At 41.5% G+C, this 24,621-nt stretch carries 20 protein-coding genes, 1 tRNA gene and 1 pseudogene; 18 read left to right on the forward strand and 4 right to left on the reverse strand.

Annotation, left to right across the window (positions count from 1 at the left end; genetic code table 11):
- The first annotated feature begins 2 nt into the window (after positions 1-2).
- The 10 genes and pseudogenes from leuC to NML69_RS05995 all read left to right on the forward strand — a co-directional run bounded on the left by leuC (position 3) and on the right by NML69_RS05995 (position 12,669).
- The gene (gene leuC, locus NML69_RS05950) at positions 3-1,385 is read left to right on the forward strand and encodes a 3-isopropylmalate dehydratase large subunit (protein ID WP_254725648.1); all 1,383 of its coding nucleotides are present in this window, start codon (positions 3-5) and stop codon (positions 1,383-1,385) included.
- A gap of 9 nt (positions 1,386-1,394) precedes the next feature.
- Entirely contained in the window at positions 1,395-1,988 is a 594-nt protein-coding gene (gene leuD, locus NML69_RS05955) for a 3-isopropylmalate dehydratase small subunit (protein ID WP_000410640.1), read from the forward strand.
- Between the two features lie 24 nt (positions 1,989-2,012).
- Complete coding sequence (locus tag NML69_RS05960) at positions 2,013-2,792, forward strand: L-threonylcarbamoyladenylate synthase (protein ID WP_084849756.1); 780 nt, start codon at positions 2,013-2,015, stop codon at positions 2,790-2,792.
- Between the two features lie 164 nt (positions 2,793-2,956).
- Positions 2,957-4,609, forward strand: a complete 1,653-nt coding sequence (locus tag NML69_RS05965; RefSeq protein ID WP_254725650.1) for an AAA family ATPase — start codon at positions 2,957-2,959, stop codon at positions 4,607-4,609.
- A pseudogene (locus tag NML69_RS05970) lies at positions 4,596-5,899 on the forward strand (McrC family protein). Before NML69_RS05965 ends, NML69_RS05970 begins: the two are co-directional and overlap by 14 nt.
- A gap of 172 nt (positions 5,900-6,071) precedes the next feature.
- Positions 6,072-7,058: a GMP reductase gene (locus NML69_RS05975; RefSeq protein WP_254725652.1), complete on the forward strand. Its 987-nt coding sequence runs from the start codon at positions 6,072-6,074 to the stop codon at positions 7,056-7,058.
- A gap of 68 nt (positions 7,059-7,126) precedes the next feature.
- A tRNA-Arg gene (locus NML69_RS05980) sits at positions 7,127-7,198 on the forward strand.
- Between the two features lie 172 nt (positions 7,199-7,370).
- Complete coding sequence (rnc, locus tag NML69_RS05985; protein ID WP_049518794.1) at positions 7,371-8,069, forward strand: ribonuclease III; 699 nt, start codon at positions 7,371-7,373, stop codon at positions 8,067-8,069.
- Positions 8,060-11,599, forward strand: a complete 3,540-nt coding sequence (gene smc / locus NML69_RS05990) for a chromosome segregation protein SMC (RefSeq protein ID WP_254725654.1) — start codon at positions 8,060-8,062, stop codon at positions 11,597-11,599. The genes rnc and smc overlap by 10 nt, the downstream gene beginning before the upstream one ends.
- 143 nt (positions 11,600-11,742) lie before the next feature.
- Positions 11,743-12,669, forward strand: a complete 927-nt coding sequence (locus tag NML69_RS05995) for a bifunctional riboflavin kinase/FAD synthetase (protein ID WP_000633642.1) — start codon at positions 11,743-11,745, stop codon at positions 12,667-12,669.
- A gap of 81 nt (positions 12,670-12,750) precedes the next feature.
- Here NML69_RS05995 and NML69_RS06000 read toward each other — a convergent pair whose 3' ends face one another.
- The 3 genes from NML69_RS06000 to NML69_RS06010 are packed head-to-tail and all read right to left on the reverse strand — an operon-like array spanning position 12,751 to position 14,600.
- On the reverse strand, positions 12,751-13,566 hold the full coding sequence (locus NML69_RS06000) for a TIGR03943 family protein (RefSeq protein WP_254725657.1): 816 nt from the start codon (positions 13,564-13,566) through the stop codon (positions 12,751-12,753).
- The gene (locus NML69_RS06005; protein ID WP_254725660.1) at positions 13,563-14,468 is read right to left on the reverse strand and encodes a permease; all 906 of its coding nucleotides are present in this window, start codon (positions 14,466-14,468) and stop codon (positions 13,563-13,565) included. The genes NML69_RS06000 and NML69_RS06005 overlap by 4 nt, the downstream gene beginning before the upstream one ends.
- Positions 14,469-14,600 carry an SPJ_0845 family protein gene (locus NML69_RS06010; RefSeq protein ID WP_000268696.1) on the reverse strand — a complete coding sequence of 44 codons (132 nt, stop codon included), beginning with the start codon at positions 14,598-14,600 and terminating at the stop codon, positions 14,469-14,471.
- Between the two features lie 130 nt (positions 14,601-14,730).
- Between NML69_RS06010 and NML69_RS06015 the strand changes: the two genes are divergently transcribed.
- The 5 genes from NML69_RS06015 (at position 14,731) to NML69_RS06035 (ending at position 20,751) form a co-directional block, all read left to right on the forward strand.
- On the forward strand, positions 14,731-16,860 hold the full coding sequence (locus tag NML69_RS06015; protein ID WP_254725662.1) for a Tex family protein: 2,130 nt from the start codon (positions 14,731-14,733) through the stop codon (positions 16,858-16,860).
- Positions 16,847-17,290 carry a SprT family protein gene (locus NML69_RS06020; RefSeq protein WP_254725665.1) on the forward strand — a complete coding sequence of 148 codons (444 nt, stop codon included), beginning with the start codon at positions 16,847-16,849 and terminating at the stop codon, positions 17,288-17,290. The genes NML69_RS06015 and NML69_RS06020 overlap by 14 nt, the downstream gene beginning before the upstream one ends.
- 59 nt (positions 17,291-17,349) lie before the next feature.
- Positions 17,350-17,622 carry a PspC domain-containing protein gene (locus NML69_RS06025; RefSeq protein ID WP_254725667.1) on the forward strand — a complete coding sequence of 91 codons (273 nt, stop codon included), beginning with the start codon at positions 17,350-17,352 and terminating at the stop codon, positions 17,620-17,622.
- Between the two features lie 380 nt (positions 17,623-18,002).
- Positions 18,003-18,761 carry an ABC transporter ATP-binding protein gene (locus NML69_RS06030; RefSeq protein ID WP_000173369.1) on the forward strand — a complete coding sequence of 253 codons (759 nt, stop codon included), beginning with the start codon at positions 18,003-18,005 and terminating at the stop codon, positions 18,759-18,761.
- A gap of 1 nt (position 18,762) precedes the next feature.
- Entirely contained in the window at positions 18,763-20,751 is a 1,989-nt protein-coding gene (locus NML69_RS06035) for an ABC transporter permease (RefSeq protein ID WP_125840810.1), read from the forward strand.
- Between the two features lie 39 nt (positions 20,752-20,790).
- Here NML69_RS06035 and NML69_RS06040 read toward each other — a convergent pair whose 3' ends face one another.
- Positions 20,791-21,486: a VIT family protein gene (locus NML69_RS06040; protein WP_254725669.1), complete on the reverse strand. Its 696-nt coding sequence runs from the start codon at positions 21,484-21,486 to the stop codon at positions 20,791-20,793.
- Positions 21,487-21,691: 205 nt separating this feature from the next.
- Between NML69_RS06040 and NML69_RS06045 the strand changes: the two genes are divergently transcribed.
- Genes NML69_RS06045 through ftsY form a run of 3 tightly spaced genes read left to right on the forward strand, consistent with a single transcriptional unit; the run spans position 21,692 to position 24,603 of the window.
- Positions 21,692-22,483 carry a Cof-type HAD-IIB family hydrolase gene (locus NML69_RS06045; RefSeq protein WP_254725672.1) on the forward strand — a complete coding sequence of 264 codons (792 nt, stop codon included), beginning with the start codon at positions 21,692-21,694 and terminating at the stop codon, positions 22,481-22,483.
- Entirely contained in the window at positions 22,483-23,301 is an 819-nt protein-coding gene (locus tag NML69_RS06050; protein WP_254725674.1) for a Cof-type HAD-IIB family hydrolase, read from the forward strand. The genes NML69_RS06045 and NML69_RS06050 overlap by 1 nt, the downstream gene beginning before the upstream one ends.
- A 3-nt stretch (positions 23,302-23,304) precedes the next feature.
- Entirely contained in the window at positions 23,305-24,603 is a 1,299-nt protein-coding gene (gene ftsY, locus NML69_RS06055; protein WP_254725678.1) for a signal recognition particle-docking protein FtsY, read from the forward strand.
- The last annotated feature ends 18 nt before the right edge of the window (positions 24,604-24,621 follow it).

Here is a 24,621-nt window from a genome sequence, read left to right on the forward strand (position 1 = left end):
GGATGGCAGGAAAATCAATTTTTGATAAATTATGGGACCGTCATGTCATCACAGGAGAAGAAGGGCAGCCCCAACTTATGTATGTAGATCAGCACTATATTCATGAAGTGACTAGTCCCCAAGCTTTTCAAGGCTTACGAGATTCAGGTCGCAGATTGAGACGGCCAGACTTGACATTTGGAACCTTTGACCACAATGTACCAACTGTCAATATCTACGATATTCGAGATGTCATTTCTAAAGCACAAATTGATAAGCTTGCTGAAAATGTTGAGGAGTTTGGAATTGAACATGCTGCCCATGGTTCTGAAAAGCAGGGAATCGTTCACATGGTAGGTCCAGAAACAGGACGGACGCAACCAGGAAAATTCATCGTCTGTGGAGACAGTCATACAGCTACTCACGGAGCTTTCGGAGCTATCGCCTTTGGGATTGGGACCAGTGAGGTCGAGCATGTCTTTGCTACCCAGACACTCTGGCAAGTTAAACCCAAGAAAATGTTGGTAGAATTCACTGGTGTTCCTCAAAAAGGAGTTTATTCTAAGGATTACATTCTCGCCTTAATTGCCAAATATGGCGTTGCTTGTGGTGTAGGATATGTGGTGGAATATCGTGGGCAAGCGGTTGATGCACTGACCATGGAAGAGAGAATGACCATCTGCAATATGTCCATCGAGTTTGGCTCCAAGATGGGAATTATGAATCCAGACCAGACTACCTATGACTATCTCAAGGGACGGGAATGTGTTCCCGAAGCTTTCGAGGAGGCGGTTGCTGACTGGAAGACGCTTGTCAGCGATGATGATGCTGTCTATGATAAGGTTATCCGGATGGATGTCTCAGACTTGGCTCCTATGGTGACTTGGGGAACCAATCCTGCTATGGGCGTTGACTTTGACAGTAGCTTCCCAGAAATTAAGGATATGAACGATGAACGTGCTTATCATTACATGGACTTGGAGCCTGGTCAAAAGCCAGCGGATATTGAACTAGGTTATATCTTTATCGGGTCTTGTACTAATGCTCGTCTCAGTGATTTACAACTGGCCGCGCGATTTGTCAAAGGGAAGAAAATAGCTCCTAACTTAACTGCTATCGTGGTTCCAGGCTCTCGTCCTGTCAAACGAGCTGCTGAGAAGTTGGGCTTGGATAAGGTTTTCTTAGATGCTGGCTTTGAGTGGCGAGACCCAGGTTGCTCTATGTGCCTAGGGATGAATCCTGACAAGGTCCCTGATGGGGTTCACTGTGCCTCAACCAGTAACCGCAACTTTGAAGACAGACAGGGATTTGGTGCTAAAACCCATCTCTGCAGTCCAGCCATGGCAGCTGCAGCGGCTATCGCAGGGCGCTTCGTAGATGTTCGGCAAATGCCAGAGGCCCAGTAAGGAGAGGATATGGAGAAATTTACAGTTTATACGGGAACGACCGTTCCTCTCATGAATGATAACATCGACACCGACCAAATCCTACCCAAGCAGTTTCTCAAGTTGATTGATAAGAAAGGCTTTGGCAAGTACCTCATGTATGCTTGGCGTTATCTGGACGATAACTACACTGAGGACCCAGACTTTGTCTTTAACCGACCTGAATATCGTAAAGCTAGTATTCTCATTTCAGGGGATAACTTTGGTGCGGGGTCTTCGAGGGAACACGCAGCTTGGGCTCTAGCTGACTATGGTTTTAAGGTCGTGATTGCAGGATCTTTCGGGGACATTCATTACAATAATGAACTCAATAATGGCATGTTGCCTATTGTTCAGCCTAGGGAGGTTAGAGAAAAGCTAGCCCAACTCAAACCGACCGATCAGGTAACTGTGGACTTGGAACAACAAAAAATCATCTCACCAGTTGGAGAATTCACTTTCGAAATTGATAGCGAATGGAAACACAAGCTCTTAAATGGTTTGGATGATATCGGAATTACTTTGCAGTATGAAGACTTGATTGCTGCCTATGAAAAACAACGTCCAGCCTACTGGCAGGATTAGAAAAATAGAAAAGGAAATAGAACTATGACAAAACACATTCAATGGAACGGAACACTTTCTCAAGAAGGCTATGACATTTTAAAAGGTGAGGGCGGATGTATCGTTTGCCCTACAAAAGTTGGTTACATTATCATGACTAGCGATAAAGCAGGACTTGAACGCAAATTTGAAGCCAAAGAGCGTAACCGTAACAAACCAGGTGTTGTACTTTGTGGTAGCATGGATGAGCTTCGCGCTTTAGCACAACTCAATCCAGAAATTGAAGCCTTCTACCAAAAACATTGGGATGAAGATATTCTCCTTGGTTGTATCCTTCCTTGGAAACCAGAAGCTTTTGAAAAACTTAAAGCATACGGTGATGGCCGTGAAGAACTTATGACAGACGTTCGTGGTACAAGCTGTTTTGTTATCAAGTTTGGTAAAGCTGGTGAACAGTTGGCTGCTAAACTTTGGGAAGAAGGTAAAATGGTCTATGCCTCATCAGCTAACCCATCTGGTAAAGGAAACCGTGGTAAGGTGGAAGGTATCGGTCAACGTATCGAAGGAGCAGTGGACCTTGTCATCGAAGCAGACGACTATGTGGCATCTATCCAACCTGACAAAACGATTGAAACTCGCTACGAGCAAGGTGTGATGGTATCTATGGTTGATAAAGATGGTAAGCTCATCCCAGAACAAGGAGGAGACCGTTCAATCTCACCAGCACCAGTCGTTATCCGCAAAGGGCTTGACATTGATAAAATCATGATGCACCTGTCAGATACCTTTAACTCATGGGACTACCGTCAAGGTGAGTATTATTAAGATTGAAAAGAAGTCTAGTGTTCAGAGACATTGAAGCTCCTAACACTGGGCTTTTTCTTTAGAATTTCTTTTCTTTTTCTATGGGATATGATATTCTATATGTGAAATAGGATTTTGAAATATTAAATACTAACTAGCCTATAATATGAAAATGGAGCTACAAAATGGAAGAAAAATTAAATTATTGGATGATAGTTGCAGGAGGAGGTGGAAAAGTTTGGTCTTTATTCAAAGAAGAGAATATAGCTTGTATAGATTTCGATTCTAATTTATCTAATATTTTAGATTACAATAATCCTGAAGAATTGAAGCAAGGAAAGCGGAGCAATTTATTTATTTGGAAGTTTGCACATGACATAAAAATAAATGATTATATAATAGCTACCTCAGGATTTAACAAAATTTTAGGTATTGGACAATGTGTGAAAACATATTACTTTGATGAAACAAAAACAGAGTTTAAACATTGTATTGGTGTTAATTGGTTGAAAGTAGATGGTGGATGGGAATACCAAGGTAAAAAAGGTACAAGACAAACCATCAACTGGGATAGAAATTCAGAACGTATCAATTTATATAAATCCATTCTAAATGGTACATACAGAAAAAATATAGAGAAAGTTGTTATGAATAAAAATATTGACGATTATTTAGATAAATTAAGAAAATCCAAAAACCTCATCCTCCGCGGTGCTCCTGGCACAGGAAAAACTTATCTTGCTAAAGAAATTGCTATGGAGTTAACGGGTGGCAACGAAGACCAAATCGAATTTGTACAATTTCATCCATCCTATGATTATACTGATTTTGTAGAGGAGTTGAGACCTGTATCAAATGGTGATGGATCTATCGAGTTTAAGCTAGAAGATGGTATTTTTAAGAAGTTTTGTCAGAAGGCTAAAGAAGCTCAGAAAACTGGAGGCCAAGATAATTTTGAGGAAGCGTGGGATCTTTATCTTGAATATGTAAATAGCAGAGATGAAAAAGAATATTTGACAGAATTTTCCTATCTCACAGTAAATAGTAGAAATAATTTTAATATCAATTATGAAACTAAAGCCCAAGGAACTTGCTTAACAAAATCTTATGTTTATGAACTCTATAAAGATGGAAAATATCTGAAACAGCCCTATTATCGTAATCAAGGAAAAAAAGTCCTAGAAACTTTAAAGAAAAGATTTGGTCTGAAAGATTATATTTCTCCAACAGAAATTGACACAGACAAGAAATTCGTTTTCATCATCGATGAAATCAACCGTGGGGAGATTTCTAAGATTTTTGGCGAGCTCTTTTTCTCTATCGACCCTGGTTATCGTGGTGAAAAGGGAAGCGTTTCTACCCAGTATGCTAATTTACATGAGACGGATGACAAGTTTTATATTCCTGAGAATGTCTACATCATCGGAACAATGAATGATATTGACCGTTCAGTAGATACCTTTGATTTTGCTATGCGTCGTCGTTTCCGCTTTGTTGAAGTTACTGTTGAAAGTCAAGTTGCTATGTTAGATAAAGAACTGGGTATCCATGCAGAAGAAGCAAAACTTCGTCTTAGAAATTTGAACGCTGCTATCGAAAACGTTCAGGAGCTAAACAGTCATTATCATATCGGACCAAGTTATTTCCTTAAGTTGGAAGAAGTGGACTTTGACTATGAATTACTCTGGTCTGATTATATTAAGCCTCTCCTAGAAGACTACTTGCGAGGTTCTTATGATGAGGTTGAAACTTTGGAAACTTTGAAAAAAGCATTTGCACTGACAAATAATGATCAAAATGGTCAGCAAGATACTGGTGATAATGATGCGGATAACTGATAATCAGCATAGAATTGCTAAAGAAGACTTTGCCACAGAATATCCCAACCTTAGTCAAGCACTTCTTGATAGAACACTAGATAACCTTTCTCGAGAGGACTGTATCTTTATATTTCCAAATGACCTGCAATATTCTCCTGATTTAGACAAGGACCAAAAGATTTTTGAAACAGTTAATCAGGAAATCAAGACAGGAAATGTAATTGGTTTTCTTGGATATGGTCAGGAAAGATTAACGATTTCCTCTCGTTTTTCTGATGGAAGTAACGACCATTTTTTGCATTATCTTTTACAAAAGGTTCTCAATATCAATCTGACTAGTTTGGATGTTGGTCTATCTCCAGAGGATAAACTCTATCAGCTTTTGATTTACCTCTTTCCCAAATATCTGCAAGCTGCTCTCCGAAAAGGTCTTTATAAGGAATACCAGCGATTTTTCCATAACGATAGTCATGTAAAGGGTGTACTAGATGTTGGAAATCATCTGAAAAAAATCTCCCTTTTATGGGAAATATTGCCTATACCACTAGGGAATTTACCTATGATAATCCACTCATGCAGTTGATTCGACATACGATTGAGTACATAAAGAATCAGAAAAGTTTCGGAGTTCTGCTCAATAGTAATCGTGAAAATATGACAGAAATTACTCGTGTAACTCCAGCTTATAAACTAGCTAATCGTGCCAAGATTATCAGAATGAATAAAATCAAACCCATCCGACACGCCTATTTCAGAGAGTATAGAAAATTACAGGAACTCTGCTTGATGATTCTGAGTAGAGAAAAGCATGGTCTTGGACCTCAAGCCCAGATGGTACATGGTATTCTCTTTGATGTTGCCTGGCTTTGGGAAGAGTATGTTCATACCTTGTTGCCAAAAGGTTTCATCCATCCACGAAATAAAGATAAGACGAACGGAATTTCAGTATTTTCTGTTGGGAAACGAAAAGTATATCCAGATTTTTATGACAGAGAACGAAAGATTGTTCTAGATGCAAAATATAAGAAACTAGAGTTCACTGAAAAAGGGATTAACCGTGAGGACTTGTTCCAGCTGATTTCCTATTCTTATATTTTAGAAGCTGAGAAAGCTGGACTGATTTTTCCTAGTATGGAGCAGTCAGTAAATAGTGAAATAGGAAAACTAGCTGGCTATGGAGCTCAATTGAAGAAGTGGTCTATCCAAATCCCTCAGAATGCCTCATCCTATAGTGCATTTTGTAAAATGATGGAAAATTCAGAAGAAAATTTTAAAACGATTATTGATGAAGAAGTGGGGAGAAAGTAATCTCTTCGCTTTTTTGCTATTTATACAAGCAATTTCCGAACAATATTATTCAATTATTAAAAATATTTGACAAAAACTGTACTTTGATTTATAATTAATTAAGGAAACGTCGGAAAAGACGTAGTGATGCGCAAGCATAGGTAGGTCATTACAAAAGAAACGAGACATCGATATGTTAAATGAATTTCCAATTTTTGATTACGAAGATATTCAGTTGATCCCAAATAAATGTGTCATTAAAAGCCGTGCAGAAGCAGACACGAGTGTTACACTTGGAAATCACACTTTCAAACTACCTGTTGTACCAGCAAATATGCAGACGATTTTGGATGAGAACGTAGCAGAGCAGCTTGCTAAAGGTGGCTACTTCTACATTATGCATCGTTTTGATGAGGCTGGGCGCATTCCTTTTATCAAACGCATGCACGATCAAGGGCTCATTGCTTCTATTTCAGTCGGTGTCAAGGATTACGAGTATGATTTTGTTAGCCAACTCAAGTCTGATGCTCCTGAGTATATCACGATTGACATTGCTCATGGTCATGCGGATAGCGTGATCTCTATGATTCAACACATCAAGAAGGAATTACCGGATACTTTTGTCATCGCTGGCAACGTTGGAACACCAGAAGCTGTGCGTGAATTGGAAAATGCAGGTGCGGATGCGACTAAGGTTGGAATCGGTCCTGGTAAGGTTTGTATCACCAAGGTGAAAACAGGTTTTGGTACAGGTGGCTGGCAGTTGGCTGCCCTTCGCTGGTGTGCCAAGGCTGCTCGCAAACCAATCATCGCTGATGGTGGGATTCGTACCCATGGTGACATTGCCAAGTCTATCCGTTTCGGTGCTAGCATGGTCATGATTGGTTCCCTTTTTGCAGGACACATCGAAAGTCCAGGAAAAACGATTGAAGTTGATGGGGAACAGTTCAAAGAATACTATGGTTCAGCTTCACAGTATCAAAAAGGCGCTTACAAAAATGTGGAAGGTAAACGCATCTTACTTCCTGCCAAAGGGCATCTGCAAGATACTCTTACTGAGATGGAGCAGGACTTGCAAAGTGCTATTTCCTACGCAGGTGGACGCAAGGTTGCTGACCTTAAACACGTTGATTATGTTATCGTGAAAAACTCTATCTGGAACGGGGATGCATCCCACTAATGGACGCTTAGTCCACCCATAAAAAAACTTGTTATTAGAGCAAATTTTTGTTATAATAAGACAAGTTTCCACCCTTAGTGTAATGGATATCACGTAAGATTCCGGTTCTTGAGATGGGGGTTCGATTCCCTCAGGGTGGATGTAAATAGCACAAGAAAGCCTTAAATAAGGCTTTTTTCTTTATACTGCCCCTAAAATTGAAAATTTTCTTCTAAAAAATGCTCAATTCCCCTCTAGTCCCGTTTTAAAGTGACTCAGGGGGCTTTTTTTGATATAATAAAAGAGACTGTTATCAGTTAGAAAGAGGTTGGTATGAAAGAATTACAAACTGTACTAAAGAAGCGTTTTGCAATCGAATTTGCAGACAAAAACTTACTGGAAACGGCCTTTACTCATACGAGTTATGCCAATGAGCACCGCCTCTTAAAAATTTCACACAATGAGCGCTTGGAATTTTTAGGAGACGCTGTTCTGCAATTATTGATTTCAGAATATCTTTATAAAAAATATCCTAGGAAACCAGAGGGAGATTTGTCTAAACTCCGTGCTATGATTGTCCGTGAGGAGAGTTTGGCTGGTTTTGCGCGTGATTGTCAGTTTGATCAGTTTATCAAGCTAGGAAAAGGAGAAGAAAAGTCTGGTGGGCGCAATCGTGACACCATTCTTGGAGATGCCTTTGAAGCCTTTTTGGGAGCATTGCTTTTGGACAAGGATGTTGCTAGAGTAAAAGAGTTCATCTATCAGGTCATGATTCCCAAGGTTGAAGCAGGTGACTTTGAAATGATTAAGGATTACAAGACACATCTGCAAGAGCTGCTTCAGGTCAATGGAGATGTGGATATTCGCTACCAGGTGACCTCTGAGACGGGGCCTGCCCATGACAAGGTTTTTGATGTAGAAGTTCTGGTTGAGGGCAAGAGTATCGGAAAAGGTCAAGGCCGTTCTAAAAAATTGGCTGAGCAAGAGGCCGCTAAAAATGCAGTTGAGAAAGGGCTGGATTCATGTATTTAAAGGAGATTGAGATTCAGGGATTCAAGTCCTTTGCTGACAAGACCAAGGTCGTATTTGACCAAGGCGTGACAGCTGTCGTTGGACCCAATGGTTCTGGGAAGTCAAATATCACAGAAAGTTTGCGATGGGCCTTGGGTGAGTCTAGTGTCAAGAGTCTTCGTGGTGGCAAGATGCCGGACGTTATCTTTGCTGGAACTGAAAGTCGCAAACCACTCAATTATGCCTCTGTTGTCGTGACCTTGGACAATGAAGATGGTTTTATCAAGGATGCGGGGCAAGTCATCAAGGTAGAGCGTCATATTTACCGTAGTGGAGATAGCGAGTATCGAATTGACGGAAAGAAAGTGCGCTTGCGTGATATCCACGACCTCTTCTTGGATACAGGTTTGGGACGGGATTCCTTCTCCATCATTTCCCAAGGGAAGGTTGAGGAGATTTTTAATTCTAAGCCAGAGGAACGCCGAGCTATTTTTGAAGAAGCTGCTGGAGTTTTAAAATACAAGACTCGTCGAAAAGAAACAGAAAGCAAACTGCAACAAACTCAGGATAATTTAGACCGCCTTGAAGACATTATCTACGAGTTGGACAATCAAATCAAGCCCCTTGCAAAACAAGCCGAGAATGCTCGCAAGTTTCTCGACTTGGATAGTCAACGCAAGGCAATTTACTTGGATGTACTGGTTGCTCAAATCAAGGAAAACAAGGCTGAACTAGAGCTGACAGAAGAAGAGCTAACGCAGGTTCAGGAACTTTTGACTAGCTATTACCAAAAGCGTGAAGAGTTAGAAGAGGAAAATCAAACTCTTAAAAAGAAACGCCAAGATCTTCAAGCTGAAATGGCTAAAGATCAAGGAAGCTTAATGGATTTGACTAGTTTGATCAGTGACTTAGAGCGAAAACTAGCCCTGTCCAAACTGGAATCTGAGCAAGTAGCCCTTAATCAACAAGAAGCGCAAGCCCGTTTGGCGACTCTGGAAGATAAGAGAAAGGCTCTAAGTAAGGAAAAGGCTGAAAAAGAAGCGAACTTGGAACAGTTAGAGAAAAGTCTAGCTGAAAACAACAAGGAACTCAATCGCCTAGAAGCAGAGTTGTTGGCATTTTCAGATGATCCTGACCAAATGATTGAGCTCTTACGTGAACGTTTTGTGGCCCTTTTACAAGAAGAAGCGGATGTCTCAAACCAGTTGACACGAATAGAGAATGAACTGGAGAACAGCCGTCAACTATCTCAAAAACAAGCAGATCAACTTGAGAAATTGAAAGAACAACTGGCTACAGCTAAAGAGAAGGCCAGTCAGCAGCAGACTGAGCTTGAAACTGCCAAGGAACAAGTTCAGAAATTATTGGCAAACTACCAAGCTAGTGCCAAGGAACAAGAGGAGCAGAAAGTTTCCTTCCAAGCCCAGCAGAGCCAACTCTTTGACCGTCTGGACAGTCTCAAAAACAAGCAGGCTCGAGCCCAGAGTTTGGAAAATATCCTAAGAAATCATAGCAATTTTTATGCGGGTGTTAAGAGTGTTCTTCAAGAAAAAGACCGCTTAGGTGGGATTATTGGTGCAGTCAGTGAGCATCTAACTTTTGATGTACATTATCAAAATGCCCTAGAAATTGCGCTTGGAGCTAGCAGTCAGTATATCATCGTAGAAGATGAAAACGCGGCAACCAAGGCAATTGATTTCCTCAAACGTAACAGAGCTGGTCGTGCGACCTTCCTTCCTTTGACAACGATTAAGGCGCGTACAATATCTAGTCAGAATCAAGATGCTATCGCTGCAAGTCCAGGATTTCTGGGAATGGCTGATGAGTTGGTGTCGTTTGACAAGAGACTAGAAGCTATTTTCAAGAACTTGCTAGCAACGACAGCAATTTTTGATACTGTAGAACATGCACGTGCCGCAGCTCGTCAAGTTCGCTATCAGGTTCGCATAGTGACGCTTGATGGTACCGAATTGCGTACAGGTGGTTCCTATGCGGGTGGTGCCAATCGTCAAAACAACAGTATTTTCATCAAGCCAGAGCTGGAGCAATTACAAAGAGAAATTGCTGAAGAAGAAGCTAGTCTGCGTTCAGAAGAAGCGAGTTTGAAGACCTTGCAAGATGAGATGGCGGAATTGGCAGAAAGATTAGAAGCTATCAAGTCTCAGGGTGAGCAAGCTCGTATTCAGGAGCAAGGTTTGTACCTCGCCTATCAACAAACCAATCAGCAGGTCGAAGAGTTAGAAACGCTTTGGAAACTTCAAGAAGAGGAATTAAATCGCCTTACTGAAGGAGATTGGCAAGCGGACAAGAAAAAATGCCAAGAGCGCCTTGCTACTATTGCTAGAGAAAAGCAAAATTTGGAAGCTGAGATTGAAGAGATTAAGTCTAATAAAAACGCTATTCAAGAACGTTATCAAAACTTGCAGGAACAAGTAGCGCAAGCACGCTTGCTTAAGTCAGAACTGCAAGGACAAAAGCGGTACGAAGTGACTGATATAGAACGCTTAGGTAAGGAACTGGATAATCTGGATATCGAGCAAGAGGAAATCCAGCGCCTCCTCCAAGAAAAGGTTGATAATCTTGAGAAAGTGGATACGGATTTGCTAAGTCAGCAGGAGGAAGAGGCCAAAACTCAGAAAATAAACCTCCAACAAGGTCTGATTCGCAAGCAGTTTGAGTTGGATGATATTGAAGGTCAGCTAGATGATATTGCCAGTCATTTGGACCAGGCGCGCCAGCAGAACGAGGAGTGGATTCGTAAACAAACACGTGCTGAAGCTAAGAAGGAAAAGATCAGCGAACGCTTGCGTTATCTACAAGTTCAATTAACTGACCAGTACCAGATTAGCTATAATGAGGCGCTAGAAAAGGCTCATGAACTGGAAAATCTCACTCTGGCGGAGCAAGAGGTTAAGGATTTAGAGAAGGCTATTCGCTCGCTGGGTCCTGTCAACTTGGATGCTATTGACCAGTACGAAGAAGTTCACAACCGTCTGGACTTCCTCAATAGCCAACGAGATGATATTTTGTCTGCGAAAAATCTACTCCTTGAGACCATCGCAGAGATGAATGATGAGGTTAAGGAACGCTTCAAATCAACCTTTGAGGCTATTCGTGAGTCCTTTAAAGTGACCTTTAGACAGATGTTTGGCGGTGGTCAGGCAGACTTGATATTGACTGAGGGCGATCTTTTAACAGCTGGTGTGGAGATTTCTGTTCAACCACCAGGTAAGAAAATCCAATCTCTCAACCTCATGAGTGGTGGCGAGAAAGCCCTATCAGCTCTGGCTCTGCTCTTCTCAATCATCCGAGTTAAGACCATTCCTTTCGTCATCTTGGATGAGGTAGAGGCGGCGCTGGACGAAGCCAATGTCAAACGTTTTGGGGATTACCTTAACCGCTTTGACAAGGATAGTCAGTTCATCGTCGTAACCCACCGTAAAGGGACGATGGCGGCAGCGGACTCTATCTATGGAGTTACCATGCAAGAATCAGGTGTATCTAAAATTGTTTCGGTTAAATTAAAAGATTTGGAAGAAACAGTAGATTAGTTACCAAACGATAGCATCTCTTAGGAGGTGCTATTTTTTAAAACTAAAGCCCTAAATTTTCTCTTAAGGTCCGTTCAGGCGCAAAAAACGACATTTGGGATTTCCTCTTAGCGAAAAGACTTTCTCTATGATATAATAGTTTCATGATTACAACAGTACCTATTAAGAACGAAAAAGATATTGCAGTACCGGGTAAAACAGTCCTTGTACTAGGTTATTTTGATGGCATCCACAAGGGGCACCAGAAACTTTTTGAAGTGGCTAGCAAGGCTTCGATGAAGGATTATCTGCCAGTTGTCGTGATGACCTTTACAGAGTCGCCAAAACTTGCCTTGCAACCTTACCAACCTGAGCTTATGCTCCATATCGTCAATCACGAGGAACGGGAGCACAAGATGAAATGGCATGGGGTAGAGGCTCTTTTCTTACTTGACTTTAGTAGCAAATTTGCTAGTTTAACGGGTCAAGAATTCTTTGATACCTATGTTCGAGCTTTAAAACCAGCTATTATTGTAGCAGGATTTGACTATACTTTTGGCTCTGATAAGAAAACTGCGGATGACCTGAAGGATTATTTTGATGGAGAGATCATCATTGTTCCTCCGGTCGAAGACGAAAAGGGCAAGATTAGTTCTACACGGATTCGTCAGGCAATTCTTGATGGAGATGTAAAGGAAGTCAATCATCTGCTCGGCACTCCGCTCCCATCTCGTGGGATGGTCGTTCATGGAAATGCCCGTGGGCGGACTATTGGTTATCCAACAGCCAATCTAGTCCTAAGAGATCGAACCTATATGCCAGCAGATGGTGTTTATGTAGTCGATGTCGAGGTGCAACGTCAAAGATATCGTGGCATGGCAAGTGTTGGCAAAAATGTTACCTTTGATGGAGAAGAACCACGTTTTGAAGTCAATATTTTCGATTTTTCAGACGATATTTACGGTGAGACCGTCATGGTCTACTGGCTGGACCGTGTTCGCGATATGGTCAAATTTGACTCCGTAGAGGAACTGGTAGACCAACTCCAGAAAGACGAAGAGATTGCTCGGAACTGGAAGGATGGAGAGTAAGAGTTTGCTATTAATTCGAGAGAGAAGGTAGAATGAAATTCATATAATGGACAAAAAAAGTAGCCTTTGCAGGCTACTTTTTTAAAACACGCGATAGACATAAGGATTTTCTGGTTTGTCTACTTTTGTGAAACTCTCAACTTCTAGTGTTGGGAGTTTTTGTTTGAGTTCTTTATGGTAGTGGAGGGTCAGGGTTCCTCTAGCGGTGATCCAGGTATTGTCAGGATACTGACGAGAGTTTCCCTTGGTCAAGAGTCCGTATACACCAGAATCGGCAATGCAGTGGATGATTCCAAAGCGAAAGAGGAACTGGCTATCTGGATGGCTAGGATCGTTATAGACAAAGCCTGTAAACTCGATTTTCTTTCCTTCAAACTCCTGAGGATAGTCATAGAGAACTTCCATGGCCTCCATATAGTTTTCGTCTGTAACCTGGATGGTTGATTGGGCGAGGTATTTATCAGCTGTAGCCCTCATTTCCTTTTCATAAGCAGATTTGGAAAAATAGGTACTGGTATCGGGTTTGAGGTATTGACTGGATGTGCCTTCACTTGCCTGAATGGCTGTGTTGATTCCTTCAGCAAGTGGGAAATGATATCCCTTAGCAGATACGGTTCTCGAGTCCAAACTTACTGTCGGAAAGGCAACTCCAATCAATAGAGGTAGTGACAGTAAAAGGATGCTGATTCGTCTAGCTCGACGACTTTCTAAATGGCTGTGAGAGTTGATTTTCTTGATCCAGATGTAGAATTGGACCAGAGCCAACAGAAGAGAAAGAACCATAGAGATATAGACTAGATAGGAATAGTGGAGGTTGATGTAGTGACTGAGCTTGCCAGATAGCTTCAGATACAGAGTCAGAGCAAAATAGCCTAGTAGAATGAAAAATCGGGTCATATCATCACCCCCATCATGTAAGAATAAAGCAAGACAAGTACTGTCACAATGCCCATGAATTGCCAGATGAAACGCGCTTTGAGATAGTGCTTCATCATGAGGAGATTTTTGATATCAAGCATGGGGCCAATGACCAAAAAAGCAAGGACTGGTGCTAGGCCGAAGCTCGAGAGGAGAGAAGCGCCGATAAAGGCGTCCGCCTCGCTACAAAGAGAGAGAAGAAAGGCAAGAAACATGAGCAAGAGAATCGCAAGGACTGGACTAGCACTGATAGAGGTCAGGATCCGAGTCGGGACATAGACCTGTACGATGGCCGCAAAGAGACAGCCAAAGACCAAGTAACGCCCCATATCGAAAAACTCATCAATAGCTTGAATAAAGACCTGAAAGACTTTTCTAGGAGGAGTCAAGTGTGAAAAGTCATGTTCATGACAAGTAATAGAATTCTCTTTTTGAATGGGTTCCTTCCAGAAAAATCCTAGGAAAATCCCCAGAATCAAAGCAATCACAATAGCTCCCAGAGCTCGCAAGAAGGCAAGTTTTATTGAATTGCCAAAGGCAGAATATGTGGCTAAAAGAACGATAGGATTGATAATGGGAGCAGTCACCAGAAAAGGAACGGCCGTGTAGCTGGGCACTTTCTTTTCCAGAAAACGATTGATGATGGGAATGATTCCACACTCGCAGGATGGAAAGAGAAAGCCAATGAAGGTACCAAAAAAGATCCTCCCCCAACGATTGCGAGGAAGAAACTCATAAACTTTATCAGGTGTGATATAGACTTCAATCAACCCCGAAATAAGACTCCCAATCAGGACAAAGGGAAGGGCTTCAATCATGATGGAGAGAAAAATAGCTCCTGCTTGTAATACACTAGGAGGAAGAGATTGGAAACTCGTCATCTATTTTTTCTTCTCAACTTTTTCTTTTTTGTCTTTGTCATCTGGGAAAGTGACTTGTGTTAAGTCAGGAAGTTTGGCAAATTCTTCAAACATCTTGTCCAAGTCATCGGTTTTTGTAAATTTAACAGCCATAGGCCTACCTCTTTTCTACATTCTACCTCTATTATACTATTATTTTGTGGAAAAGGGATTATTTTGATAATTAAAGAGGTAAAAAAGGGTAGGGCGAAACAAGGGCTGTTCCTTATGGTATAATAGGTATATGGATAAAAAATATGAAAAAATCTCCCAAGATTTGGGTGTAACCTTAAAGCAAATCGATACTGTTCTAAGTTTGACAGCAGAAGGGGCGACAATTCCCTTCATCGCGCGTTACCGGAAGGACATGACTGGTAGTCTGGATGAGGTGGCGATTAAGGCTATTATTGACCTGGATAAAAGTCTGACAAATCTCAATGACCGTAAGGAAGCTGTCTTAGCTAAGATTCAAGAACAAGGCAAACTAACCAAGGAATTGGAAGAAGCTATTCGAAATGCTGAAAAGTTAGCAGACATAGAAGAACTTTACCTACCCTACAAGGAAAAGCGTCGGACAAAGGCAACTATTGCCCGTGAAGCTGGACTCTTCCCTCTCGCACGATTGATTTTGCAGAATGTAGATGGTTTAGAGAAAGAAGCTGAGAAGTTTGTCTGTGAAGGATTTGCGACTGGTCAAGAAGCCCTGTCTGGTGCGGTTGATATCTTGGTCGAAGCCTTATCTGAAGATGTGACCTTGCGTTCACTGACCTATCAGGAAGTGCTGAGACACTCTAAAATCACTTCGCAAGTTAAAGATGAAAGTCTCGATGAAAAACAAGTTTTTCAGATTTATTATGATTTTTCAGAGACAGTTGGCAACATGCAAGGTTATCGTACCTTGGCACTCAATCGTGGGGAGAAACTAGGGATTTTGAAGGTCGGCTTTGAACATGCGACGGACCGTATCTTATCTTTCTTTGCTGCTCGTTTCAAGGTGAGAAATGCCTATATTGACGAAGTTGTTCAACAGTCAGTTAAGAAAAAGGTCTTGCCTGCTATCGAACGACGCATTCGGACAGAATTGACCGAGAAGGCAGAAGAAGGAGCTATCCAACTCTTTTCAGACAACCTGCGCAATCTCCTATTGGTTGCTCCGCTGAAAGGGCGCGTGGTTCTAGGATTTGACCCTGCCTTTCGTACAGGTGCCAAACTTGCTGTCGTTGATGTAACAGGTAAAATGTTGACAACCCAAGTCATTTATCCAGTAAAACCAGCATCAGCTCGTCAGATTGAAGAAGCCAAGCGAGACTTGGCAGACTTGATTGGTCAATATGGAGTAGAAATTATTGCTATCGGAAATGGTACTGCAAGCCGTGAGAGTGAAGCCTTTGTGGCGGAAGTTCTGAAAGATTTTCCAGAAGTCAGCTATGTTATCGTCAATGAAAGTGGCGCTTCTGTCTACTCTGCCAGCGAACTTGCTCGTCAGGAGTTTCCAGAATTAACTGTTGAAAAACGCTCTGCTATCTCTATCGCTCGACGTTTGCAAGATCCGCTTGCCGAATTGGTTAAAATTGATCCCAAGTCAATCGGTGTTGGTCAATACCAGCACGATGTTAGTCAGAAGAAACTGTCTGAAAGTCTGGACTTTGTTGTCGATACGGTGGTTAACCAAGTCGGTGTCAATGTCAATACAGCCAGCCCAGCACTTCTCTCCCACGTAGCTGGACTCAATAAAACTATCTCTGAAAATATTGTCAAATATCGTGAGGAAGAAGGAAAAATCACTTCGCGCGCACAAATCAAAAAGGTTCCTCGTCTAGGTGCCAAAGCCTTTGAGCAAGCTGCAGGTTTCCTCCGTATCCCGGAAAGTAGCAATATCCTTGATAATACGGGAGTTCACCCAGAAAACTATGCTGCGGTTAAGGAGCTCTTCAAACGCTTGGATATCAAGGACTTGAATGAAGAAGCAAAAAATAAGCTTAAGTCCCTATCAGTCAAGGAGATGGCGCAAGAACTGGATCTTGGACCAGAAACGCTTAAAGATATCATTTCCGACCTTCTCAAACCAGGTCGAGATTTCCGTGATTCTTTTGATGCACCTGTACTCCGTCAAGATGTACTGGATATCAAAGACTTAAAAGTCGGCCAGAAGCTAGAAGGTGTGGTGCGTAATGTCGTTGACTTCGGTGCATTCGTTGATATCGGGATTCACGAAGACGGCCTCATTCATATTTCTCACATGAGTCGCAAATTTATCAAACATCCTAGTCAAGTGGTGTCTGTTGGAGATTTGGTAACAGTTTGGGTTAAAAAAATTGATACTGAACGTGAAAAAGTCAATCTGTCGCTCCTCGCTCCAGATGAATCTAACTGAGTACGTTCAGTCCGTTTCCCTCGAAGACTTTGGTAGACCTTTCACACACCAAGCCCAGTGGAATTCTCGTTTGCGAACGACAGGTGGACGATTTTTCCCTAAAGATGGGCATTTGGATTTTAACCCCAAGGTTTATAATGAACTTGGTTTGGCAGTCTTTCGCAAAATCGTGCGCCATGAACTCTGTCACTATCACCTTTATTTTCAAAAAAAGGGTTATCGCCATAAGGACCGAGATTTCAAGAAGCTTTTGAAAGAAGTGGACGGACTACGCTTTGTTCCCCCTTTGAAGAACCAAAGTAATTTCCTAGTTTATCAGTGTCAATCCTGCCAGCAACGCTATCAACGAAAGAGGAAGATTGATACCAAGTGCTATCGCTGTGGCGTCTGCCGTGGTAAACTCGTCATCCTAAATCGGCCTAAGGACTGATGTTTGTGCCCCCGTTTCATGATATACTACTTGTAAGAATACCGAAAGAGGAACAAATCATGAATACAAAATTTTATAAAATGAAACGAAATAGTATGGTATCGGGAGTTTTAGCTGGTTTATCAGACAAGTGGAATTTTGATGTAACTCTAGTCCGCTTTCTCTTTGCCATTTTTACCATATCAAATTTTGGGATTGGTGTGATTATCTACATCATCCTCGCCTCTATTCTGCCAACTAAGGAAGAGATTGAAGCAGAAATGTACGGAACAGGACCACGCAAACGTAAGGATGCTGAGGCCATTAATGACAATGATGGACGGTTTTGGTGAGTCGGATTTGGAAATAGTTTATAGATAATTTCCTTGTTTCTTGAAGAAATTAGAAAAAGTAGTGAATCCTAACCCTTGCATCCGCAAGGGTTTTCTTCTTGCCTTTCTTTTATGGTAAAATATTGATAGCGAAATTGCTTGATATTCTTCAATCTTACAAAAATGTAAGATTAAAGTCTCTTTTGTAAGGTTAGGTTATGGCAAGCCACCTTTTTTTGCGATAAACTAGACTCATAAAGAATAAAGGAGCAAAACCATGAAAAGAATCTTACAAAAGAAAACAAGAAAACCAAGTCAAAAAGATATCGAGCGTGTTCAACTGGGATGCGCTATGATGCAAGCACAGTTTCAAATGATGGGATATTAAGAAGGAGATAACAATGACACTTTTAGATGTAAAACACGTTCAAAAAATCTATAAAACACGTTTCCAAGGCAACCAAGTAGAGGCACTCAAAGATATTCACTTTACCGTAGAAAAGGGTGACTACGTTGCCATCATGGGTGAGTCTGGTTCTGGGAAATCAACCCTACTTAACATCCTAGCTATGCTGGATAAACCAACTCGAGGTCAGGTTTACTTAAACGGAACAGACACAGCCACTATTAAAAATTCACAGGCTTCGAGTTTCCGTCGTGAGAAGTTGGGATTTGTCTTCCAAGACTTTAACTTGCTAGATACCCTGTCTGTTAAGGACAATATCTTGCTTCCGTTAGTTCTATCACGAAAACCTATTACGGAGATGATGAAGAAATTGGTAGTGACAGCTGAAAATTTGGGCATCAACCAATTGCAAGAGAAGTACCCTTACGAGATTTCAGGTGGTCAAAAGCAGCGGGTAGCAGTAGCACGCGCCATCATCACTGAACCTGAAATTCTCCTTGCGGATGAGCCAACAGGAGCCCTTGACTCCAAGTCATCTGCAGCCTTACTCGATGTATTTGATGAAATCAATGAGCGCGGTCAAACCATTCTCATGGTAACCCACTCAACGGCAGCAGCAAGTAGGGCCAAGCGTGTACTCTTTATCAAAGACGGCATTCTTTACAACCAAATCTACCGCGGAGACAAAACAGAGCGTCAGATGTTCCAAGAAATCTCTGATACTTTGACTGTTATGGCAAGCGAGGTGAATTAGTATGTTCCGATTAACCAATAAGTTAGCGGTATCCAACTTAATTAAAAACCGCAAACTCTACTATCCCTTTGCCCTTGCTGTTCTCTTAGCAGTGACCATCACTTATCTCTTTTACTCATTGACACTTAATCCTAATATTGGCAATATTCGAGGAGGGACAACCATTCAAGCCACTCTTGGATTTGGTATGGTGATTGTCACGCTTGCATCTGCTATTATTGTCCTTTATGCCAATAGTTTTGTCATGAAGAACCGTTCCAAAGAACTGGGTATATATGGTATGCTGGGTCTCGAAAAGCGCCATTTGATCAGCATGGTTTTTAAAGAGCTTCTTATTTTTGGAGCCTTAACGCTGACAGTTGGACTTGGCTTAGGAGCCCTCTTTGATAAGCTAATCTTCGCCCTTCTTCTGAAGTTAATGAAAATGAAGGTGGAGCTCGTTTCGACTTTTCAACCAATAGTCTTCATAATGGTCATCCTTGTTTTTGGAGCTATCTTCCTAGGTTTGATTTTTATCAATGCCTTTCGTATCGCACGAATGAATGCCCTTCAGCTCTCTCGTGAAAAAGCCAGTGGTGAGAAAAAAGGACGTTTCCTGGGCTTGCAAACGATTCTTGGATTAATCAGTTTGGGAGCTGGTTACTATCTAGCAGTGACAGTTAAAAATCCTTTAACTGCACTCATGATTTTCTTTGTGGCAGTTTTATTAGTAATTTTTGGAACCTATCTCTTGTTCAATGCAGGAATCACAGTTTTCCTACAAATCTTGAAGAAAAACAAGCGTTACTATTACCAACCTAACAACATGATTTCCGTATCCAATCTCATTTTCCGTATGAAGAAAAATGCGGTTGGTCTGGCAACGATTGCTATTCTCTCAACCATGGTCTTGGTGACTATGTCTGCTGCAACGAGTATCTTTAAAGGCTCTGAAACTTTCAAGAAAGTCATGAATCCACATGATTTTGGAATTACAGGACAGAATGTTGAAAAAGAAGACATAAATAAACTCCTAGACCAGTATGCTAGTGATAAGGGATTGACTGTTACAAAGAAAGAAGTCCTTACATACAGTAGCTTTGGTGTAGCAAACCAAGAAGGTACGAAATTAACCATTTTTGAGAAAGGTCAAAATCGTGTTCAACCGAAAACCGTTTTTATGGTCTTTGACCAAAAAGACTATGAGAATATGACGGGCCAAAAACTTGCACTTTCAGGAAAGGAAGTTGGATTGTTTACTAAGAACAAAGAACTTCAAGGACAGAAAGAACTGACTCTAAATGACCAGACCTATACAATAAAGGAAGAAATCAAAAAAGATTTTATTCTTGAACATGTCCCAAATCAGTACAATATTCTAACTTCGGACTATAACTATCTGGTTGTTCCTGACTTGAAAGCCTTTCTTGACCAGCATCCTAATTCTTCCATTTTTAATCAATACTATGGTGGTATGAATGTAACAGCTAGTGAGGAAGAGCAACTCAAACTTGCAGATGACTATTCAAAATTCCTTGATGATTTTAATAGAGAATCAAGCAAAGAAGGAAGCTTTATTTACGGAAGCAATCTGGCTGATAGTAGTGCGCAGATGAGTGCTTTCTTTGGTGGGACCTTCTTTATCGGTATCTTCCTCTCCATCATCTTTATGGTGGGAACAGTTCTCGTCATCTACTACAAACAAATCTCTGAAGGCTATGAAGACCGTGAACGCTTCATCATTTTGCAAAAAGTTGGTCTCGATCAAAAGCAAATCAAGCAAACCATTAATAAACAGGTCCTAACTGTTTTCTTCCTCCCATTGCTCTTTGCCTTCCTACACCTTGCCTTTGCCTATCATATGCTTAGTCTCATCCTAAAAGTCATTGGGGTCCTAGATGCGACCATGATGTTGACAGTCACTCTGTCCATCTGTGCTATCTTCCTCATCGTCTATGTCTTAATCTTTATGATTACCTCAAGAAGCTATCGCAAGATTGTGCAAATGTAAAAAAGATACCTCGATGCTTGTCGAGGTATTTCTTTTATCTTAAATGCTAAAGAGTTGTCCCAAGAGGAAGGTTACACCCATGGTGAGAAGTCCGATACAGAGGTTACGGATCATAGCAGTTTTCGTAGGAGCCTTTCCTAGTTTAGCACTGGTATAGCCGGTAATAAGAAGGGAAAAGGCCACGATAAGAACAGTAGCAGGGATCCGAAAGTCACTTGGAAAGACGGTGATCGAAAGCATGGGAGGAAGACTTCCTAGTACAAAGGCAATAAAGCTAGAGATAGCAGCATGCCAAGGGTTGGTAAACTCTTCGTACTCAATTCCATATTTTTCTTCGACCAAGGCTTTGAGTGGATTTTTCAAAAAGGCCTTGTTGGTCAAGAGTTGGGCAGACGTTTCACACTCACCATTTTGAAGATAAGCAGCATAGAGGGATTGTTTTGCAGATTCGATATCTTTATCCAAGAGTAATTGCTCTCTAGCGACAGCGGCTTCTTCTGTGTCTTTCTGAGTGGATACAGAGACATATTCGCCACCTGCCATAGAAAAAGCACCAGCGAGAATAGCGGCTAATCCAGATAAAAAGATAATCCAGATGTTGCTTGTCGCACTAGCAACCCCGATAACCACACCTGCAATGGAAATAATTCCATCATTGGCTCCCAAAACACCTGCGCGTAGGATATTGAGTCGGCCTGCAAAGTTTGTATCAATTTCATGTTTTATTTCAGTCATAGTCATCTCCTTTCTCTCCATTATATAGAAAAGAGTAGGGGAATACAAACTTTTTAAACTATCTGAAAAAAGTTCTACGATTCTAATTTTTAGGCCCTTTGAAGTTTCTCCGAAAAAGTAGTGCTATCCTACTGTACTGGACCTTTTTAAACTTATCTATGGTATAATAGAAGGTAGATTTATCAATTGGAGAATGAAGGATTTTATGATTAAACTTGTAGCAACCGATATGGATGGAACCTTTCTAGATGGAGAGGGGCGGTTCGATATGGAACGCCTCAGAAATTTGCTTGTTTCCTACAAGGAAAGGGGAATTTATTTTGCTGTGGCTTCAGGTCGTGGTATTCTGTCACTGAAAAAGTTGTTTGCGGATGTGCGTGATGAAGTGATTTTTATAGCTGAAAATGGGAGTTATGTTGAGTTTCATGGAGAGGATCTGTACGAGGCTACTATGTCTCGGGATTTTTACTTGAGCACTTTTAAAACTTTAAAGAAATCGCCCTATTTTGATGAAAGAAAAATGCTCCTGACTGGGAAAAAAGCTTGTTATGTATTGGATACAGTCGATGAGACCTATCTCATGTTTAGTCGTCACTACAATGAAAACATTCAAAAAGTAGCGAGTTTGGAAGCTATCAGAGATGAGATTTTTAAATTTACCACGAACTTTACTGAAGAAACGATAGAGGCTGGAGAGTCCTGGGTCAACGAAAATGTTCCTGGTGTGAAAGCCATGACAACTGGTTTTGAATCTATTGATATTGTTTTGGACTACGTTGATAAGGGAGTGGCTATTGTTGAGCTAGCCAAAAAACTTGGTCTAACCATGGATCAGGTCATGGCGTTTGGAGATAACCTCAATGACCTTCACATGATGCAGGTTATCGGACATCCAATCGCTCCCGAAAATGCGCGACCAGAGATTTTAGAATTAGCAGAAGTAGTGATTGGTCATCACAAAGACCAGTCAGTGATGGCTTATATGGAGGGCTTGTAATGGCAGATATTAAATTGATTGCACTGGATTTGGATGGTACCTTACTGACAACGGATAAAAGGCTGACAGATCGAACTAAGGCAGTTTTAAAAGCCGCGCGTGACCGTGGTATCAAGGTCGTTCTGACAACAGGTCGTCCTCTAAAGGCTATGGATTTCTTTCTCCATGAGCTAGGGACTGACGGTCAGGAGGATGAGTACACCATCACCTTTAATGGTGGTCTGGTGCAGAAAAATACAGGAGAGATTCTCGATAAAACGGTTTTTTCAATTGACGATGTGGCACGCTTGTACGAGGAAACTGAAAAACTCGGATTACCGTTAGATGCCATTTCAGAAGGAACAGTCTATCAAATCCAGTCGGATCAAGAAAGTCTCTATGCCAAGTTCAACCCAGCCCTGACTTTTGTGCCTGTCGCTTTTGAAGATCTATCTAGTCAGATGACGTATAATAAATGTGTGACTGCCTTTGCCCAAGAACCTTTGGATGCAGCGATTCAACAGATTTCTCCAGAATTGTTTGACCAATATGAAATCTTCAAATCGCGTGAACTCTTATTGGAATGGTCACCGAAAAACGTCCACAAGGCAACAGGTTTAGCGAAATTAATTGGACATCTAGGCATTGACCAAAGTCAAGTTATGGCTTGTGGGGACGAGGCCAATGACCTTTCCATGATTGAGTGGGCTGGTCTGGGGGTTGCCATGCAAAATGCAGTTCCAGCAGTTAAGGCAGTTGCCAATGTGATTACCCCGATGACCAACGACGAGGAAGCCGTTGCTTGGGCTATCGAAGAATACGTGTTAAAGGAGAACTAGAATATGGGATTATTTGACCGTCTATTCGGAAAAAAAGAAGAGCCAAAAATCGAAGATGTTGTAAAAGAAGCACTGGAAAATCTTGATTTGTCAGAAGAGGTTGAAGAAAACCAAACGGCAGTCGAAGAAACAGCGACGGACAAAGTGGAAGAAACACCTGCTCAAGAAGAACTTCCTCAGGTCTCGACAGAAGAAGTTATTGAACCAGAACTGGTTGAGGAAACATACCAAGAGGAGCCTGAGCTAGAAGCTGATGAATTGGAGCAAATCCAAGAGACAGAAGAAGTTCTAGGAGTAGAGAGCCAAGAATCATCTCTAGAAACTGAAGAAGAACTAACGTCTGAAGTTGTAGAAGAAGAACTTCCTCAGGTTGAAGAAACCGTTCAGGAAAAATATGACCGCAGTCTCAAGAAAACTCGTACGGGATTCGGTGCTCGTTTGAATGCCTTCTTTGCCAACTTCCGTTCTGTCGATGAAGAATTCTTCGAGGAATTGGAAGAACTGCTCATCATGAGTGATGTCGGTGTGCAGGTCGCTTCGAACCTAACAGAAGAACTACGCTATGAAGCCAAACTTGAAAACGCTAAGAAACCTGACGCACTTCGTCGTGTCATTATCGAGAAATTGGTTGAACTCTATGAGAAGGATGGCAACTACGATGAACAAATCCATTTCCAAGATGGTTTGACCGTCATGCTCTTTGTTGGTGTTAATGGTGTTGGGAAAACAACTTCTATTGGGAAATTGGCTCATCGCTACAAACAAGCTGGCAAGAAAGTCATGCTGGTTGCGGCAGATACCTTCCGTGCTGGCGCCGTTGCCCAGCTAGCTGAATGGGGTCGTCGTGTGGATGTTCCTGTTGTGACAGGGCCAGAAAAGGCTGATCCAGCTAGTGTAGTCTTTGATGGAATGGAACGTGCTGTAGCAGAAGGGATTGATATCCTTATGATTGATACAGCAGGTCGTCTGCAAAACAAGGACAACCTTATGGCTGAGTTGGAAAAGATTGGTCGTATTATCAAGCGTGTCGTTCCTGAAGCACCTCATGAAACTTTCCTGGCACTCGATGCTTCAACTGGACAGAACGCCTTGGTACAAGCTAAGGAATTTTCTAAGATAACACCATTGACTGGAATTGTTTTGACAAAAATTGACGGAACTGCCCGAGGTGGTGTTGTTCTAGCCATCCGTGAGGAACTCAATATCCCTGTAAAATTGATTGGTTTTGGTGAAAAAATCGATGATATTGGGGAATTTAACTCAGAAAACTTTATGAAGGGTCTTTTAGAGGGTTTGATTTAATACAAAATAAATATCCTG

Source organism: Streptococcus sp. CF8-6, from assembly GCF_024295845.1.
GTDB lineage: Bacteria > Bacillota > Bacilli > Lactobacillales > Streptococcaceae > Streptococcus > Streptococcus oralis_BO.